Consider the following 19623-nt stretch of genomic DNA (forward strand, 5'->3'; position numbering starts at 1 on the left):
GTTATGGCAGCTATTAAGACAAAAATCGAGCTTCAGTATGCTGATAAGAGTATTTCTTCAGAGGATCTCGTAGAGAGAGCCAAGGCAGCTTATGAGGCAGAATATGGTGTTAAGGGTGCTAAGAATCTTGAACTTTACGTTAAGCCTGAAGAGAACAAGGCTTATTATGTAGTAAATAACAAGATGACAGGCAGCATCGATCTTTAATTTTTGAATTATTTTAAAGGCCTCAGGTTTATGCCTGAGGTTTTTTCTTTGCAAAGGATTTTTTATATGAATAAGGCTTTATCAGCTCAGACTGATTTGAATAAACTTAAAAATTGCGAGCTTTTCCTTCTTGATATGGATGGAACACTCTATCTCGGAGATGATGTATTTGACGGGGCGATCGAGTTCATACATACCCTTGACAGACTTGGGAAAAAGTACATCTATCTGACAAATAATTCCTCCAGGTCAGGAAGTGATTATGTTGCAAGACTTAAGGGCATGGGCTTTCCCTGCGAGGCGGAAAATATCTACACCTCAGGGATGGCAACTGCCGAATACTTAAGACTTAGATGCTCTGACAGATTAATCTTTGTTGTGGGAACAGAAACCTTCTATAACGAGCTTAAAGCTGCGGGGCTAAAGGTATTTAACTCTAAGGACTATGATGATAACGATTTTTATATAAATAATAACTATGGATTAAAGGGCATGGGCAGCGCTGAGGAGTTCAGGGAATACCTTGATGTAACAGATAATCTTCCGGTTGTATGCGTGGGCTTTGATACTGAGCTTGTATACAGAGATCTCGATCTGGCAGTTCATTATCTTAGAAAAAATGCGGCGTTTATTGCAGCTAACCCTGACTGGGTATGTCCTATGCCTAAGGGAGAGGTGCTTCCAGACTGCGGAAGTATATGTGCGCTTCTTACTGCTTCATCAGGAAAAGAGCCCAGATACATAGGTAAACCCAACAGAAAAATGGTGGATATCATTTCTCAGATGAAGAGGATCCCCAATGAAAAGATTTGCTGTGTTGGTGACAGGCTTTATACGGATATAGCTGTTGCCCAGAATGCAGGCGCTGTTTCTGTTTGTGTGCTTTCCGGTGAATGTAATGAAGCAGAGATTGCAGAAATGAAAAAGAAACCGGATTATACACTTGATAACGTTGCAGAGCTTGGAAAAATACTATAAATATTCTAAAATATATGTACAAATTATAGGTCACATTAACTTATGGGGGTTAAAGTGGATAGGGGAGCAAAGAACAGAAAGAAGAATATTGGCGTATTTTTCAATTGCTCGGAAGTGAGATTTCAGAAGAGGTTCTGTCATTCTCTTTCGAGTGCGGCCAGAAAAAAGGATTATAACATCATTTTCTTTATGACCTTCGAAGTCATCGATGATGAGAGTGATTTCAACAAGATGAATGAGAAGATGATAAAGTTTGCTCCGATCGAGTACATGGATGCCATAATCGTGGCATTTGACACCTTTGACAGAGAATCAATAAGACAGGTTCTTGAGAACGAGCTAAGGAAAAGAGCCACCTGCCCTGTAATCAGCTTCAGGGAAAAATACAAGGACTTTTATAGTGTTACAAGTAATGCCAATGATGCGATCATTAATATGGTTAATCATCTTGCTGATTACCATCATTGCAAAAATATCGCTTTTATGGCAGGATATCCGCACCATTATGACAGTAATGAGAGACTCGCAATATACAAAAAGATAATGAAGTATAAAGAGCTTCCTATCTACGAGAACTCCATTTTCTATGGTGATATGTGGAGATTTAAGGGTGAAGAAGCCTTCAGATATTTCTTTGCTGATCCTGATCATATTCCGGATGCTATTATCTGCGCTAATGATCACATGGCCAGAGCGCTTTGTAATGCTGCTATAGAACACGGGCTTGATATACCCGGCGACCTTATTGTTACAGGAGTTGATGATATAGCTGAGGCTGTTGAATATCATCCGACGCTTACTACGGTTAGCGTTGATATCGAGGCCATGAATATTCGTACCATAGAGCTTGTTGATAAGCTCATTAACAAGCAGTATATAAAGTCGGGCAATGCTGTACCTGCCAAGATCATGTACAGGGAGAGCTGTGGCTGTAATGGTGAGGAGGTTGTGATTCCTTATCAGCATCAGCTTAATCAGTACTATGAGAGGATGAGCCATCTTCTTGGGCAGCCTCACAATCAGACTATGTTCCAGATTGGACTTGATGGCTGTGATACCATGGAGGAGCTCCTCGAAACTATTCAGAAAAATATCAACCTGGTAATCAAGCATAAATCTTTCTTTATTTTCCTTTCCGGCCGTGATAATGAAAACGGAGGAAGAGATTTCAAGGAGGATATCACAGATGAGGTTGAGCAGGTTTTTGGCTACAGAGATGGGAAAAGACTTCCTGAAAATACAAGAAAGATCAGAACGGATACCGCTCAGCTTATAAATGAATTTGAAAATGAAAAGCCAAGGACAGTATATTTTTCACTGCTGCACGACAGCAATAACTGTATTGGATTTGTTGTGTCTGAGTTCCAGAGTCTTAACGATACTGTAGATCAGTATTATTTTGATTATTTATTAAAGATATCACTTGCGATAAATAAGCATTATATGGCATCTGAGCTGAAATATCTTCTTGAGCAGTCAAAGCAGAAGAGCCTAACAGACTTTATGACCAAGCTCAGCAACAGAAGAGGCTTTGATCAGTTTGTATCCCAGAACAGAAAAGAGTGGATAAAGACTGGAGAAGAGATAGCTTTCATGACTCTTGATCTGGACGGGCTAAAGAAGATAAATGATGTGCTTGGACATGAATCCGGTGATCTTGCCATTTCCGCTGCGGCTAAGATAATTAAGAAAAAATGCCCCGACAGCGGTCTTTGCGCAAGAACAGGCGGGGATGAATTTCTGATGGTATTTCCTGCAAAGAAGGCTTCCCCTGAAGATGTGGCCGCAAAGATCGAGAGCGGAATGAAGAAAAGAAATGCTTCAGGAGCATTTCCTTTTAAGCTCAGTATCTCGATCGGATGGCACACGACAGTCCTTGATAAGGCTACAAGAATAGAGGATTGTCTTGCGGAAAGTGACCAGAAAATGTACGAAATGAAAAAGAATCATCATAACGAGGAAACTTAAATTTTAGTAATTGGCAATTGTGAAAACCGTCCCCAGGAAGTATAATAATATTTGTTGAAAATTATACTAATTGTTTTTGGGGACGGTACTATTATGGATATTGGTGGACTTTTAAAAGAGCTGTTGTTAGAGGATAAAGTGCTCATACACTTTGACTTTATGAACGGCTTTTTTGATATTAATAAGTCAATTGTTGTGACCTGGGGAGTTATAGCGGTGCTCACATTAGTGCTTTTGTGGCTTACCAGTAACATGAAGGTTCACAACATTAGTAACAAACAGCTTGTTGCTGAATTTATAGTTGACGGCTTAAGAGGAATAACGGGAGGAATGCTCGGCGAAGAGGGCTATATGTACAGGGATTTCATGGCAGTTGTCCTTGTATTTATAGGTGCATCTAACCTTGTAGGACTTGTGGGGCAGGTACCTGCTACCATGGATCTCAATGTAACGGCAGGACTTGCTCTGATGAGTATAGTACTTGTTGAAGCGGCAGGTATTCATCACAAGGGCTTTGGTAAATGGCTTAAATCCTTTTCACAGCCCATGGCAGTTGTTACTCCCATGAATATTCTGGAGCTTGCTATCAGACCCTTATCATTGTGCATGCGACTTTTTGGTAATGTAATCGGTGCTACGGTAATCATGGAGCTTTTGAAAATGGCAGTTCCGGTAATTGTTCCGGCAGCGTTTTCAGTATATTTTGATATTTTTGATGGCCTGATCCAGGCATACGTTTTCGTATTCCTGACATCACTCTACATAAAAGAGGCCATTGAATAATAAAAAAAGAAATTTTTAAATTCACTTAAGGAGGAAAATATATATGGATTTAACAGCACTCGGTGCAGCAATTGCAGCTTTTACAGGTATTGGTGCAGGTATAGGTATCGGTGTGGCTACAGCGAAGGCGGTTGATGCAGTTGCCCGTCAGCCTGAGGCAGACGGTAAGATCATGAAGCTTTTGCTTCTCGGATGTGCTCTTGCAGAGGCTACCGCTATTTATGGTTTCGTTGTTTCAATCATGATTCTGTTTGCTAAGTAATTTTTATTACCTGATATTTTTTGAGAGGAGTACTTTACTGTGTTAAATATCAGCATTATGAACGTTGTATGGACAGTGATCAACTTACTGATTCTGTACGTGGTGTTCAGATTATTATTATTCAAAAGAGTTGATGCTGTTCTTCAAAAGAGAAGAGAAGAAATCGAGCACGCTACCGATGAGGCTGTAAAGAAGGAAAAAGAGACAGAGGACTTAAAAGAGAGCTATGCCAAGAAGCTTCAGGAAGCCGGCAAGGAATGTGATGAGATGATCTCTAAGTCCAAGAAGGACGGTTATGACGAATATGATCGCATTATCAATGAGGCTAAGGAAAAGGCTGAACAGATAATTGTTGAGGCAAAGCATAACGCTCAGATTGAAGCTCAGCGCGAGAAGGATGCCTATGTATCCGAGCTCACAGATCTTGTTGTACATGCAGCTAACAAGATTGCAGTTTCCAAGCATGACGAGGAGACTGATAAGGAGCTTTATAACAAGTTTATCTTTGAGGCTATTGAGAAGAGCGAATAATTGATATCAGAGGTTTGATATTTATGATAAACGAAAATACTGCAAGGCTTCGCTATTCTTCTGTTGCGCCATCAGATTCACAGGCTGAGCAGATTAAGCAGGCACTTGCCAAAAAGTTCAATAATCCCGATCTTGAGCTTGAAATAGTTCATGATCCCAAGGTTGGCGGTGGTTTCGTAGTAAACTACGGTAACTTTGAGTATGACTGGAGTGATGAAGGTCGTACCAGGCAGCTTAAGGAGCTTATTGAGCTTACTAAAAAAAGACAAAATACCAGTGCTGAAAACCTTGTTTCAATTATCAGAGACAGGGTGAATAATTTTGACCTTAAGGCTGAAGGAAAAGAAGTCGGAAGAACCATCTGGGTCGGTGACGGAATTGCCAATGTTGTTGGTATCGATCACGCTTTTTATGGTGAGATCGTTCGTTTTGAAGACGGCACCAAGGGTATGGTTCAGGACATCAGAGATGACCATATCGGTGTAATCCTCTTTGGTGGTGACGAAGGAATCCGTCAGGGAAGCAGATGTGTCCGCACCTATAAGCAGGCAGGTATTCCTGTAGGCGAGGCCTTTATTGGAAGAGTAATCGATGCCCTCGGTAACCCTATCGACGGCAAGGAAGAGATTAAGACAGATGTTTACAGGCCTGTTGAGGAGCCCGCTCCCGGTATCGTTGAGAGACGCTCTGTAAATGAGCCTATGGAGACAGGTATTCTTTCTATCGATACCATGTTCCCTATCGGAAGAGGACAGCGTGAGCTTATCATCGGTGACAGACAGACCGGTAAGACATCTATCGCAATGGATGCCATTCTTAACCAGAAGGGTAAGGATGTTATCTGTGTTTATGTTGCAATCGGACAGAAGGCCAGCACTATTGCGAAGCTTATAAATACATTAAGAGAAGCAGGTGCCATGGAGTATTCCATAATTGTTGCTTCAACAGCATCTGACAGTGCGCCGCTTCAGTATATCGCGCCTTACGCAGGAACAGCTATGGCAGAGTATTTCATGCTCATGGGTAAGGATGTTCTTATCGTATATGATGATCTTTCAAAGCATGCTGTGGCATACAGAGCGTTATCACTTCTTCTTGAGAGATCTCCCGGACGTGAGGCTTATCCCGGCGACGTATTCTATCTGCACTCAAGACTTCTTGAGAGATCAAGTAAATTATCAAGTGATCTGGGTGGAGGCTCCATAACAGCGCTTCCTATCATAGAGACACAGGCCGGAGACGTTTCCGCATATATTCCTACTAACGTTATCTCTATTACAGACGGTCAGATTTTCCTTGAGTCAGATCTGTTCTTCGAGGGTATGAGACCTGCCGTAAACGTAGGACTTTCTGTATCCCGTGTAGGTAGTGCGGCACAGACCAAGGCTATGAAAAAGGCTGCGGGTAGTATTCGTATTGACCTTGCTCAGTACAGAGAGATGGCAGTATTCACACAGTTTGCTTCTGATCTTGATGAGACTACCAAGAGTCAGCTTCGTCACGGAAGTGTTCTGATGGAGCTCTTAAAGCAGCCCCTCGGAAAGCCCTATGCGATGCATGAACAGGTAATCCTTCTTGTATGCGCAAACGCAGGAAAGCTTGATTTTGTACCTGTTAATCAGGTTAAGGACTATAAGACAAAGCTTCTTAAATATTTTGCTGATAATAAAAAGGACATCATTGAGGATATATCAAAATCTCTTGATCTTTCAGATGGTACAAAGAAGGCTATTCTGGAAGGCGCAGATGAATTTGAGAAGATCAACAATGAGGCGTTGAAGCAGGAACTTAAAAAGAAGAGAAAGAAACTAGTTTTAGATTAAGGTGATTTTCAGTGGCAAATATTAAAGAAATTCGCGACCGAATCGGAAGTATTCGCGACACAATGAAAATTACAAATGCGATGTATATGATCTCGTCGAACAAGCTCCGCAAGGCAAAGAAGCAGCTCACTGAGACAGAGCCGTATTTCTATGCTTTGCAGGCCATGATAGCCAGGGTTTCGAGACATATACCTGATGATGTGGATGATATTTTTCTTAAGACAACTGATGATATTCCCTTTAAGTCAAGAGCGAAGGGGTATCTTGTACTTACGTCAGATAAGGGACTTGCCGGTGCCTTCAACCATAATGTTGTAAGACTTGCTGAAGAGCACATAAGAGAGAACAATCTGCTTGTAAACTACAAGCTGTATGTTGTAGGTGAGTTCGGAAGACATTATTTCACATCCCTTGGCTTAAAGATCGAGGAGAACTTCAGGTATACTGCGCAGAATCCCAATCTCGACAGAGCAAGAGACATAGGATCGATTCTTATTGATGATTATAAAAATGGCGTTATTGATGAGGTATATGTTGTCTATACTTCAATGAAGAATTCTCTTTCAAGTGAGGTGAAGATTGAGAAGATTCTTCCTCTTGATATCATTGAAAATGCCAGAAACAAATATAGAATCATCGATGCTTATAACGAGGAATTCATCTTTGATCCGAGCCCCAAGGCCATTTTGGATAACATAGTGCCTAACTTTATAAACGGCTTTATCTACGGTGCTTTGGTTGAGACCTTCTGCTCGGAGCAGAATTCGCGAATGATGGCAATGGATAATGCCAATAAAAATGCAACCTCAATGATAGGCGAGCTTACCAAGCAGTACAACAGGCAGAGGCAGGCTGCCATAACACAGGAGATCACAGAGGTTGCCAGTGGCGCCAAGGCTCTTAAGAGAGCTAAGGCAACTAAAGCTGCAAAGCAGAAAAAATAATAAGAGGACAGACATGAGTAATGAAGGAAAAATCCTGCAGGTAATGGGACCTGTAGTGGATGTTTTATTTGAAAATGGTAATTTGCCCTACATAAGCGACTCTCTTAAGGTTATGGTCGGAGAGAAAAAAGGCGTCATGGAGGTTGCACAGCATATAGGCGATAACGTCGTAAGATGCATTATGCTGACAGCCAGTGAAGGACTTGCTAAGGACATGCCAGTTTATCAGACAGGTGGTCCTATAAGTGTTCCTGTAGGCAGGAAGAACCTTGGTAGACTTTTTAATGTTCTTGGTGACACCATTGATGGTGGCCCTGACCTTGAGGGTGAAAAGCACTGGTCCATTCACAGAGATCCTCCAAGGCTTGAGGATATGAGCCCTGTTGCTGAGATTCTCGAGACAGGTATAAAGGTTATCGATCTTCTTGCTCCCTATGCAAAGGGTGGTAAGATCGGTCTTTTCGGAGGTGCCGGTGTTGGTAAGACCGTGCTTATTCAGGAGCTTATCCAGAATATCGCAACAGAGCACGGCGGATATTCAATTTTCACAGGTGTCGGAGAGAGATCCCGTGAGGGTAACGATCTCTGGACAGAGATGAAGGAGTCCGGAGTTATTGAAAAGACAGCACTTGTTTTTGGACAGATGAATGAGCCTCCGGGAGCAAGAATGCGAGTTGCCGAGACCGGACTTACCATGGCTGAATATTTCAGAGACAGAGAAAGACAGGACGTTCTTCTTTTCATTGATAATATTTTCAGATTTGTACAGGCGGGTTCAGAGGTTTCATCACTTCTTGGACGTATGCCTTCAGCCGTAGGTTATCAGCCTACACTGGCAACTGATCTTGGTCAGCTTCAGGAGAGAATTGCTTCTACCAAGGCTGGTTCAGTTACATCTGTTCAGGCTGTTTATGTGCCTGCGGATGACCTTACTGACCCCGCTCCTGCAACAACCTTTGCTCACCTTGATGCTACAACGGTTCTTTCACGTAAAATCGTGGAACAGGGTATTTATCCAGCTGTTGATCCTTTGGAATCCTCCAGCAGAATCCTTGAAGCAGACGTTGTAGGTGAAGAGCATTACTATGTTGCAACCAAGGTTCAGGAGATGCTTCAGAAGTACAAGGAGCTTCAGGATATTATTGCTATTCTCGGTATGGATGAGCTTGGTGAAGAGGATAAGCTTACTGTTTACCGCGCTCGTAAGATACAGAGATTCCTGTCTCAGCCTTTCCATGTAGCTGAGAACTTTACAGGTGTTAAGGGTGTTTATGTTCCTCTTAAGGAAACCATAAAGGGCTTTAAGATGATCATCGAGGGTAAGATGGATGATTATCCGGAAGGCGCATTCTTCAACGTTGGAACTATTGAAGAAGTAAAAGAAAAAGCGAAGAAGCTTGAAAGTGCTGCAGGAGAACAGTAAGGCACACAGCTTAACACTTTAGGATTTAAGGAGATACGAAGTGCCACAGGATAGAAAGACCTTTCGCTTACAGGTTATGTCAATAAATGGCGTATTCTTTGATGATAGGGCTGCTGAGATCATTCTTCCCTGCATTGACGGTGAGTTTGCAATCCTTGCCAATCACGAGGAGATGGTGCTTGCCATATACAATGGTAAGATGACGATCAGAGATGCTATCGGAGATAAAATAGAAGCTATTGTGGGAATCGGCTCAGCGCAGATTGCCAACAATAGAGTTATTGTGCTTGTTGATACCTGTGAAAAACCTGAGGATATTGACAGAAGCAGGGCACAAAGAGCTCTTGAGAGAGCTGAGGAAGAGATGAGACAAAACAATTCCATCAAGGAATACTACAGCGCTCAGGCTGCCATGGCCAGAGCCCTCAGCAGACTTAAAAACTCTGCTGATTACGGTATAGATTGATCTGTTTGTTTCATAAAAAATAAAAACGACAGGATAACTTATGAGAAATAAGACATTTGATAAGATTAAAGCAGTTGCATGTATACTTGTAATTCTTATTCACTGTAAATTTCCCTCTGTTATCGGGGATTTATTTGAAGCATTGGCACGCTTTGGTGTGCCGATGTTTTTTGCTATTGCAGGTGTTTATCTTGCAAAGAAAAATGATGATATCACGCTTGTTCGAAAGGGCCTTTCAAAAAAGCTGAAAAAGACAGGCATAATAACACTTAAGATATGGGGAGTATATACGGTATATTCCTTTATATATGCCATGGCTGTGCACTATGGCGCAGCAGCCTGGTTTCATGAAAAATTCAATCTGTTTGAGTTTTCAAGACTTATTCTTTTTAATTCCGGCAAGTTTATCTATGACTTTACCTACGCGTTTGATCATTTGTGGTATCTGTTTGCCCTGATCTATGTATACGGACTCTGCTACATTTTTGCTCCTGTGATGAAGACGCTGTCAAAGCCACTTACCTTTATTCTGATTTTATTCTTATATTTTGGAGAGTTTTTGCAGCTGTTTTATCCGATAAGACCTTTTGGAATAAGTGTTTCCGTGTGGTATGTGATAAGAAACTGGCTCTTTGTAGGTATTCCCTTTACGATGCTGGGCTATTGGATGAAGCAGGATGAGGTGACGCTTAAGCTGGAGCAGCCCCTTACACTTGGAAGCGCCCTGTCTGTTACGGGAGTATTTCTCACATTTGCTGAATATAAGATATTTGGCTCTGTTGAGGTTTACTTTGGTTCTCTTTTCCTGGTAGTAGGACTTTTGATAGTCGGATTAAATGCTGAGCAACGCACTCATGAAAAGAGACCTGATGCTGAAAAAGGAAGGCCTGCAAAATATCTGGCCTTTACAGGTGAAAACCTCTCGTCAAATATATATTACTTTCATGTGATTGCAATTTCCTTTTTTGGCTTTGTGATCGACAGGACAGTGCCTGATGCATACGCAAATACACTTTTTATGTATTTGCGGCCGATTTTTGTGATAATCATTACAATATTAATATCACTCCTACTTTATATGGTGAAATTTATCACTGTTAATTCAAATAAGAATTTGAGAAAATAGTTAGCATATTGTTTTTGCAGGAGATTTAAATGACTAGACAAGAATTTTTGGATTTGATCAAAGAAAAAAAGATTATGTTTCTGGATGGCGCCACAGGAACCAACCTTATGAAGGAGGGACTTCCTGCAGGTGCCTGTACCGAGGAGTGGATCCTGGAGAACCCTGAAGTAATTAAGAAGCTTCAGAAGAGCTATGTGGATGCTGGTAGTGACATTATCTATGCGCCTACATTTACAGGTAACAGGATCAAGCTTAAGAACTTCGGATTGGAAGACAGAATTGAAGAGATAAATACAAAGCTTGTGGAGCTTGGAAAAGAAAGTGCGGGATCAAAGGCTCTTGTAGCAGGTGATATCACCATGACTGGAAGACAGCTAAAGCCCATGGGAGACCTGGACTTTGAGGAGCTGATCGAGGTATACAAGGAACAGATAAAGATCCTCGATAAAGCAGGCTGCGATATCCTTGTTGTAGAAACCATGATGAGTCTTCAGGAGTGCAGAGCAGCACTCATCGCAGCTAAGGAAGTCTCTGATATAGCTGTTATTGTAACCCTTACCTTTGAAGGTGATGGGAGAACACTGTTTGGAACAGATGCAAAGACTGCTGCCATAGTTATGGAATCTCTCGGAGCTGCTGCCGTTGGCGCAAACTGTGGAACAGGTCCTGATAATATGGTAGATATTATCGCTGATATGGCCTCTGTAACCACGATTCCGATTATAGCTAAGCCCAATGCAGGACTTCCTGTAGTTACTGAGGACGGCTCTACAGAGTACGATATGGACTGTGATACCTTCGTAACTGAGATGGAGAAGCTCTTAAATGCAGGCGCTTCAATTATCGGAGGATGCTGCGGAACAACTCCTTCCTATATCAAAGGTATTCACGATAAGTATGCTGCAGCTTTTGATGCTGATAAGACACTTTCTAAGCCTGATGGCTCTACCTTCACAAGAAGACAGGACGGCGTGCGTTTCCTCACAAGTGAGAGAGAAACAGTTGACTTTAAGCTTGATGATCCCTTCATGATTGTTGGAGAGAGAATAAACCCTACAGGTAAAAAGAAGCTTCAGGCTGAGCTTCGCGAGGGTAAGCTCGATATGGTCTGCGACTTTGTATCACAGCAGGAGGATGACGGAGCTGCAATTCTTGATGTCAATGTGGGTATGAGCGGAATTGATGAGAAGCAGATGATGAGCGATGTTCTCGATGAGATCATTCCTCTGACTCCACTTCCTCTATGTATAGATACCAGTGATGAGAGCACCATGGAGATGGCTCTTAGAAAGTACCCGGGCCGTGCTCTTATTAACTCCATCTCACTGGAAAAGGATAAGGCTGAGAGATTTTTACCTCTTGCGAAAAAATACGGTGCTATGTTTATAGCACTTCCTGTTGGACCCAAGGGACTTCCCGGAAGCCTTGAGGAAAAGCATGAGTTTATCGATGCTCTTTGTGAGAAGGCTTATGCACATGGTCTCAGAAAAGAAGATATAGTCGTAGACGGACTTGTTGCTACAATCGGAGCTAACCCGAATGCAGCCCTGGAGACCCTTTCTACAATAAGCTACTGTAAGGAAAACGGACTTGCTACAATATGCGGTCTTTCCAATATATCCTTTGGACTTCCCCAGAGAGCTTTTATTAACACAGCATTTCTGACCATGGCCATTGCCAACGGCCTTACCATGGCTATATGCAATCCCTCCCAGGAGCTTCTTGTTAACAGCGCATTTGCATCTGACTTATTGAGACATAAGGAGGAGGCAGATCTTCGCTATATCGAGAGAATGGACAGATATGATGGCATGAATGTCCAGGTTGTGAGCGTTCCCAAGGGACAAAAGCTTGTGGCTGAAAATTCAGCAGCGGGCAGTGCTCTGGCAAATGCCGAAGGAAATAAAGAAAAAACAAAGGACGCTGCTCAGGGTAACAGTGAGCCTGTTGATGAAAAAACGGAGTTCTATAATAAGGTCAGAACCGATGTAATGAAGGGTTCAAAGCGTACCATTGAAAAGGATACCCTTGACGCCGTAGCTGCAGGCTGCGAGCCTAAGGTAATTTTGAATGAATACCTGATGCCTGCCATAAATGAGGTTGGTGATCTTTTTGATAAAGGAAAATACTTCCTTCCTCAGCTTATAGCAAGTGCTGAAGCCATGAAGCTCAGTATCGCCAGGCTGGAGCCCCTTCTTAACGAAGGAGACGAAGAGGGAGCAAAGGATAAGGACACCATTGTTATTGCCACTGTACACGGCGATATCCACGATATAGGTAAAAACCTTGTGGCTCTTATGCTTAAGAACCATGGCTTTAATGTAATTGACCTTGGTAAGGACGTACCAAGTGAGAAGATTGTAGACACAGCACTTTCTGAAAATGCAAAGATAATCTGTCTCTCTGCACTTATGACTACAACAATGCAGGAGATGAAGAATGTAGTTAAGCTTGCAAAAGAGAAAAGCTGCAATGCAAAAATTCTTATAGGCGGTGCGGTGGTAACCGAGGATTACGCATGGGAAATAGGTGCTGATGGCTATTCCTCCGATGCAGCTAACTGCGTTGTGGTGGTTAGAAAGATTATCGAAAATACATAACATTTTTGATATAATATTATAAAAGTTATTTATGGAGGCATACATTATGAATGGTGCTCAGGCTATTGTGAAATGTTTGCAGACTGAAAATGTTGAAGTTGTTTATGGTTATTCAGGGGTGGCTATAGCTCCCTTTTATGATGCGCTCGGCGAATTGCCTATAAAACAGATACTTGTAAGAACCGAGCAGAACGCTGCTCATATGGCCAGCGGATATGCGAGAATCAGTGGAAAGGTTGGCGTCTGTGCCGTTACCAGTGGTCCCGGTGCTACTAACCTTATAACAGGTATTGCTACTGCTTATGCAGACAGCATTCCGCTTGTTTGTATTACCGGTCAGGTAAATAGTGAGCTTATAGGAAGTGATGTTTTCCAGGAGGCTGACATTACTGGTGCTGCTGAGTCCTTTGTTAAGTACAGCTACCTGATCCGTGATGTTAATGATATTCCAAGGATATTCAAGGAGGCTTTTCATATTGCAAGTACAGGACGTAAAGGCCCTGTACTCATTGATATCCCGATAGATGTTCAACAGCAGATGATCTCTAAATTCTCATATCCTGAAAAGGTAAATATGAGAACCTACAAGCCTACAATCGAGGGTAATGCTGTGCAGATAAAGAAGGTCGTTAAGGAAGTTGCTAAGGCAAAGAGACCTATTATCTGTGTTGGTGGTGGTGTTCATTTATCAGATGCTGTACACGAGATAAGAAAATTTGTTAAGGACAACTGCATCCCTGTTGTATCCACAATGATGGGAATAGGTGTCATGGCCGCTGAGGATCCCTACTACTTTGGAATGGTCGGCAATAACGGACGTCCCTGTGCTAACAGAGCCCTCAATGAATCAGACCTTCTTCTTATGGTAGGCGCAAGAGTTGCTGACAGAGCTGTGAACAGACCTGACCTTATTACAGAGAATAAGGTTCTTATCCATATTGATGTAGATCCTGCTGAAATCGGTAAAAACGTAGGGCCTACGATTCCTCTTGTTGGTGATATTAAGCATATTTTCAAGAAGATAAATGATTTCGAGGATGAGGAAGATCTTATCCACGAGAGAAAAGAATGGATAAATACTCTTAATAAATATAAGAGTGAGATGCTGGAAAAAAGACCTGTTATCGATACTGAAAAGTATGTGGATCCCAAGGACTTTATAGAAAGCTTATCAAGAGCACTTCCTAATGATGCAATCTACATCGCAGATGTAGGTCAGAATCAGATATGGTCCTGCAGATGGCATCTTGTCCGCGAGGGAAGATTCCTTACCTCCGGCGGAATGGGAACCATGGGCTACTCGATACCTGCTGCCTTTGGCGCAAAATACGCAGCTCCGAAGAAAAAGGTAGTTGCTGTAATGGGTGACGGAGCATTCCAGATGTCCATGATGGAACTCTCAACCCTGCGTCAGTACGGCATGAATGTATCACTTATCGTGTTCAATAACGGATATCTTGGTATGGTTCGTGAGTATCAGCACTATGCATTAAATGACAGATATAACATGGTCGTACTTCATAACACTCCTAAGCTTGATAAGATAGCTGAAGCTTATGACATGAAGTATCTTCGCGCATCTTCCAAGGCGGAAGCGGATAAGCTTATTGAAGAGCTTATGAATACAGATGAGTGTGTGCTTTGTGAAGTGGTTGTAGACCCTATGGATTTGGCAAAGTAATGCAGGAGGAACTATGAAAAGAATTTACTCAGTTCTTGTTGAAAACCATGCCGGCGTACTCTCTAAGGTGGCCGGACTGTTTTCCAGACGTAATTTTAATATTGATTCCCTGGTTGTTGGTGAGACCAACTCCAAGGACGTATCATGCATGACGATCGTATCAAGCGGCGATGAGCGCACGATCGAGCAGATTGAAAAGCAGCTCAACAAGAAGCTTGATGTCATAAAGGTTAAGACCTTTAAGGAGAGCATGAGTATCTGTCGTGAGCTCACCCTTATAAAGGTAAGGTATAACCGCGAAAACAGAAGAGATATCATGGAAAACTGTGACATCATGAAGGCTCAGATTGTTGATATGAGTAAAAATATGATGATCATTCAGATCTGTGATACCCCTGAAAGGGTAGAAGTTTTTATTGAAATGCTCAGAACTGTTTCCATTGTTGAAATGGCAAGAACAGGAACGGTTGCGCTTACGAAATGCAGTGAGGGAGAGAAGTAAGACTTTCACATTAAAAAACATCAAGTAAGTATTTGGTAAAATATATCAATAATTTACCCCTTTAAAGTTTTAAATTTATAAAGTATTTCGTTGACTTTGCGCATAAAAGCGCATATAATCCATATTTAACAGTAACTTTTAAGTTATTATATGGGAGGAGCATGAAGAGAAAAGTTTTTCAGCTGCTTGTAGATAATACATCCGGTGTTCTCACCAGAATCTCAGGTCTTTTCGCAAGACGAGGCTACAATATCGAGAGTATCACTGCCGGAACTACAGCAGATCCTAATTATACCAGAATTACAATTGTTACATCGGGCGATGATGTGATCCTTGATCAGATTGAGAAGCAGCTCAGTAAGCTGATAGACGTCAGGGACATTCATGAGCTTGAGCCCGAGGAGAGTGTTTACAGAGAGCTTGCTCTTGTAAAGGTTCGTGCAGGTGAGAAGGAGAGAGACAGCCTTATCACTATAGCTAATATTTTCAGAGCAAATATCATCGATGTTACACCGGAGTCTCTCATCATCGAGATCACTGGTAATCAGTCAAAGGTGGATGCACTTTTGAAGATGCTTGAGGGCAAGGAGATTCTTGAGCTTGCAAGAACAGGTATTGCAGGTCTTGGAAGAGGTACCGATAAGGTAATCTCTATCGAGGAGCTTGAGAATATGTAATGCAGCAATGACTGCAGCTGACTACAGTTAACTTCGAAAATTATAAATTTTCGCAGCTATATATTAAAACACATATTTACGGAGGTAAGAAACATGTCACAGGATGCACGTATTTTCTATCAGGAAGATTGTAATCTTTCACTTTTAGAGGGTAAGACAATTGCTATTATCGGTTATGGTTCCCAGGGACACGCTCACGCACTTAACCTTAAGGAGTCCGGATGCAACGTTATCGTAGGACTTTATGAGGGCTCAAAGAGCAAGGCTAAGGCTGAGGCACAGGGACTTAAGGTTTATAATACAGCGGAAGCTGCTAAGCTCGCAGATGTGATTATGATTCTTATTAACGATGAGAAGCAGGCTAAGATGTACAAGGAAGACATCGAGCCCAACCTTGAGGCAGGCAACATGCTTATGTTCGCTCATGGTTTCAATATTCACTTCGGTCTTATCCAGCCCCCGAAGGATGTCGATGTTACAATGATCGCTCCCAAGGCTCCCGGCCACACAGTAAGATCTGAGTATCAGGCTGGTAAAGGAACACCTTGTCTTGTAGCTGTATATCAGGATGCTACAGGTAAGGCACTTGATAAGGCACTTGCTTATGGTGCTGGTATTGGTGGTGCAAGAGCTGGTATTCTTGAGACCACATTCAGAACAGAGACAGAGACAGACCTCTTTGGTGAGCAGGCTGTACTTTGCGGCGGTGTTTGCGCACTTATGCAGGCAGGCTTTGAGACACTTGTTGAGGCTGGCTATGATCCGAGAAATGCATACTTCGAGTGTGTACACGAGATGAAGCTTATCGTTGACCTTATCTATCAGTCAGGCTTTGCAGGAATGAGATATTCAATCTCCAACACTGCTGAGTATGGTGATTACATCACAGGTCCTAAGCTTGTAACAGAGGAGACAAAGAAGACAATGAAGAAGATCCTTTCTGATATTCAGGATGGAACCTTCGCTAAGGAATTCCTCCTTGATATGAGCGAGGCAGGCGGACAGGTACACTTCCAGGCTATGAGAAAGCTTGCAGCTGAGCATCCCGCTGAGCAGGTTGGTGCTGAGATCAGAAAGCTTTACAGCTGGAACAACGAAAGTGATAAGCTTATCAATAACTAATTACGATGAACTTATTATAATTAGGAAAAGGGGAGCTGCCGCTTAGCGGCAGCTCATTTTGGGGATTATGGAATATTACAGTAAGAAGCCTGTGAGAAGCAGAGTGCTTTCTCTTCTGGTTCTTTCCTTTACTATGTATATGGTAGCGGTTTTGCCTTTATTTATAGCCAGAGGCATGCCGTTTTTCTATTATGGGGATTACAATGTTCAACAGATTCCTTTCTATACTGTTGCTCACAGAGCCATAAGAAGTGGGAACCTTTTATATCTATGGAACATGGATTTTGGAGGCTCACTCATAGGAAGCTTTTCATTTTATCTTCTGGGAAGTCCGTTTTTCTGGCTGACTGTTCCATTTTCTGAGGAAGCAATTCCGTATATGATGCCATTTTTGATGGCACTTAAATACGGTGTGTGCTCAATGACTGCATACGTTTATATCCGAAGAAAAGTAGTGCGCGATGATTCTGCAATGATCGGTGCACTTCTGTATGCATTTTCAGGCTTCAACGCCTGCAATATTGTATTTAACCATTTTACGGATGCAGTTGCCTTTTTCCCTTTGTATTTATTGTCCTTTGAGCTGCTGATGGAGGTTGATCATCACAAGGACCACTGGTTCTTTATTCCGGGCGGAAGGAAGTTTGTATTCTTTACGCTGATGACAACCCTTATGGCGGTTATAAATTACTATTTCTTCTTTGGAGAAGTGGTATTTCTGATCATCTACTTTGTTGTATGCTACGTTCCGGGAAACAGGACGAGGCAGATACTCAGGATGTTTATGCGCTCCTTAGCGGGAGGAACCCTGGGCGTTCTTATCGGAGGCTTCTACATCCTTCAGGCTATTCTCGGAGTATCGGGTAACAGCAGGATTTCTAAGGTTATCCTTGGCTATGACACCGTGTCCTATAAGAGCATGAATATGCTCTGGGATATCATAAAGAGCATGGTCATGATACCGGATATAATCGGTAAGGGTACGGTATTTTATACGGATACTGTGAAAAACGCATCACTTGCGGTTTTCCTTCCACTGTTTGGGTTATCCGGAGTCATAGCGTATTGCTTAATGCATAAGACAAAGAAGAATGCTTATAAGAGACTGATCAATATATGCCTTATCATGGCATTTGTTCCTTTTCTTAATTCCGCGTTTTCTTTATTTAATGAAAGCTATTATGCGAGATGGTTTTATATGCCGATTCTCATAATGTCCATGATGACAGCAAGCGTAGTGGAACGAGGCGGATCTAAGGAATTAAAAAAGGGAGTCCTTATAACCTGCGGATTGTTCTTGCTGATAATTCTCATATCAGTGCTTCCTTCCTATAACGACCAGGATGAGGTTATTACCATGAAGCTTATCCTTAATGAGCATATCTATTGGAGGGATGTCATTGGAACAGCAATCATGATGGTGATGCTGATTGCTTCTGTGTTTGCAGTTCCGAAGTGTATTAGACAAATAAAGGTGCCCTTTAAAGGTAAGGTATTAGCAACCTTAAAAAAGCCAGTCATGAGAACGGATATCCTGTTTATCATGACTGCTATAGCATCAATAATATCTCTTCACATTGTGCTTCTAAACGGAAGCGGTCTTATCAATGATTTTGGTAAGGAACAGTGGGAGAAGCAGATGCTGCAGTCAGCGCCTGTTCTTAATGATGATACTGAGTTTTACAGAACAGAGACAGACAGGACTGCTACCAACTACGATATGTACTGGGGATATGGATCTCTCCACAGCTTTATAAGTACCATCCCTTCAGAGTCCTTCGATTTTTTATATGGTGCAGATGATGTTGAGAGGACGGTGGAGACCAATATTCCTGCGGATCGAATCGGTTTAAGAGCGATACTTTCAAATAAATATTATTTTGAAAACTCGCTTATAAACGATGAGGGCTTTTTTGAAAGTGGGGATGGAATAGAAGGGTTCTTTAAGATTGATACGCAAAACGGAATAGATATTTTTCTTAATATGAATTATATTCCCATGGGCTTTACCTATGATTACTTCATAAGAGAGTCTGACTGGGAGAAAATTGATACTGAAATAAAGGACCGCCTGCTCACTGTGGCCCTGGTTTTATCCGATGAGGATGCTGATAAGTACAGCGATATTATAAGTGAGCTTCCGGCTGCATATTATGCGGATGAGCTTCCTGTAGATGTTTTTCAAAACAACTGCATGGACCGCGCAGACACAGCCTGCCAGAAATTTGAGACAGATACAAAGGGCTTTTATGCCATGACAAGTAATCTCTTGGAAGATAAGCTGATGTTTTTCTCTGTTCCGAACATGAAGGACTTTAGCCTTACCGTTGATGGTAAAAAGGCTGAAATAATAAATGCAGATTACGGAATGATGGCTGTAAAAATTCCCGCAGGAGTTCATGAGATAAGGACTGATTTCAGGCCCAGTGGTTTTTATCAGGGACTTGTCATGAGCATAGCCGGAATTGTGATTTTTAGCGCTTATTTACTGGTTCTTCGTTTTTACAAAAAGCGCTAAATATGGTATGTT

General features: G+C 42.0%; 17 protein-coding genes. All 17 read left to right on the plus strand.

Translation table 11 applies throughout. The features are described 5' to 3' along the window. Positions 1–3 precede the first annotated feature (3 nt). The 17 genes from G587_RS20765 (at position 4) to G587_RS0100525 (ending at position 19611) form a co-directional block, all read left to right on the plus strand. Complete coding sequence (locus tag G587_RS20765; protein ID WP_049945310.1) at positions 4–207, plus strand: DUF6465 family protein; 204 nt, start codon at positions 4–6, stop codon at positions 205–207. A gap of 66 nt (positions 208–273) precedes the next feature. After that, positions 274–1185, plus strand: coding sequence for an HAD-IIA family hydrolase (locus G587_RS0100450; protein ID WP_051200594.1), 912 nt, complete (start codon positions 274–276; stop codon positions 1183–1185). A 54-nt stretch (positions 1186–1239) separates the two neighbouring features. Next, positions 1240–3153: a substrate-binding and GGDEF domain-containing protein gene (locus G587_RS0100455; RefSeq protein WP_026490614.1), complete on the plus strand. Its 1914-nt coding sequence runs from the start codon at positions 1240–1242 to the stop codon at positions 3151–3153. 99 nt (positions 3154–3252) lie between these two features. Beyond that, the gene (locus tag G587_RS0100460; RefSeq protein WP_442855745.1) at positions 3253–3936 is read left to right on the plus strand and encodes a F0F1 ATP synthase subunit A; all 684 of its coding nucleotides are present in this window, start codon (positions 3253–3255) and stop codon (positions 3934–3936) included. A 43-nt stretch (positions 3937–3979) separates the two neighbouring features. Next, positions 3980–4198 (plus strand): ATP synthase F0 subunit C, encoded by a 219-nt coding sequence (gene atpE, locus G587_RS0100465; RefSeq protein ID WP_026490616.1) that lies wholly within the window; start codon positions 3980–3982, stop codon positions 4196–4198. 39 nt (positions 4199–4237) lie between these two features. Continuing rightward, positions 4238–4729: an ATP synthase F0 subunit B gene (locus G587_RS0100470; protein WP_035785232.1), complete on the plus strand. Its 492-nt coding sequence runs from the start codon at positions 4238–4240 to the stop codon at positions 4727–4729. A 23-nt stretch (positions 4730–4752) separates the two neighbouring features. Then, on the plus strand, positions 4753–6552 hold the full coding sequence (gene atpA, locus G587_RS20770; protein WP_035785237.1) for a F0F1 ATP synthase subunit alpha: 1800 nt from the start codon (positions 4753–4755) through the stop codon (positions 6550–6552). A gap of 11 nt (positions 6553–6563) precedes the next feature. After that, positions 6564–7496: an ATP synthase F1 subunit gamma gene (atpG, locus tag G587_RS0100480; protein ID WP_026490618.1), complete on the plus strand. Its 933-nt coding sequence runs from the start codon at positions 6564–6566 to the stop codon at positions 7494–7496. Positions 7497–7509: 13 nt separating this feature from the next. Continuing rightward, positions 7510–8919: a F0F1 ATP synthase subunit beta gene (gene atpD, locus G587_RS0100485; protein WP_026490619.1), complete on the plus strand. Its 1410-nt coding sequence runs from the start codon at positions 7510–7512 to the stop codon at positions 8917–8919. Between the two features lie 40 nt (positions 8920–8959). Next, on the plus strand, positions 8960–9385 hold the full coding sequence (gene atpC / locus G587_RS0100490) for an ATP synthase F1 subunit epsilon (RefSeq protein WP_026490620.1): 426 nt from the start codon (positions 8960–8962) through the stop codon (positions 9383–9385). Positions 9386–9425: 40 nt separating this feature from the next. Then, positions 9426–10511 (plus strand): acyltransferase family protein, encoded by a 1086-nt coding sequence (locus G587_RS0100495; protein ID WP_026490621.1) that lies wholly within the window; start codon positions 9426–9428, stop codon positions 10509–10511. A gap of 29 nt (positions 10512–10540) precedes the next feature. Further along, positions 10541–13111, plus strand: coding sequence for a homocysteine S-methyltransferase family protein (locus G587_RS0100500; RefSeq protein ID WP_026490622.1), 2571 nt, complete (start codon positions 10541–10543; stop codon positions 13109–13111). 46 nt (positions 13112–13157) lie between these two features. After that, positions 13158–14792, plus strand: a complete 1635-nt coding sequence (gene ilvB, locus G587_RS0100505) for a biosynthetic-type acetolactate synthase large subunit (RefSeq protein WP_026490623.1) — start codon at positions 13158–13160, stop codon at positions 14790–14792. Between the two features lie 13 nt (positions 14793–14805). Next, positions 14806–15294: an acetolactate synthase small subunit gene (gene ilvN / locus G587_RS0100510; protein WP_026490624.1), complete on the plus strand. Its 489-nt coding sequence runs from the start codon at positions 14806–14808 to the stop codon at positions 15292–15294. A gap of 161 nt (positions 15295–15455) precedes the next feature. Continuing rightward, positions 15456–15971, plus strand: a complete 516-nt coding sequence (gene ilvN / locus G587_RS0100515; RefSeq protein ID WP_026490625.1) for an acetolactate synthase small subunit — start codon at positions 15456–15458, stop codon at positions 15969–15971. A 93-nt stretch (positions 15972–16064) separates the two neighbouring features. Then, positions 16065–17093: a ketol-acid reductoisomerase gene (gene ilvC / locus G587_RS0100520; protein ID WP_026490626.1), complete on the plus strand. Its 1029-nt coding sequence runs from the start codon at positions 16065–16067 to the stop codon at positions 17091–17093. A gap of 67 nt (positions 17094–17160) precedes the next feature. Continuing rightward, complete coding sequence (locus G587_RS0100525; protein ID WP_026490627.1) at positions 17161–19611, plus strand: YfhO family protein; 2451 nt, start codon at positions 17161–17163, stop codon at positions 19609–19611. Positions 19612–19623: the final 12 nt, after the last annotated feature.

The organism is Butyrivibrio sp. XPD2002, assembly GCF_000423945.1.
GTDB lineage: Bacteria > Bacillota > Clostridia > Lachnospirales > Lachnospiraceae > Butyrivibrio.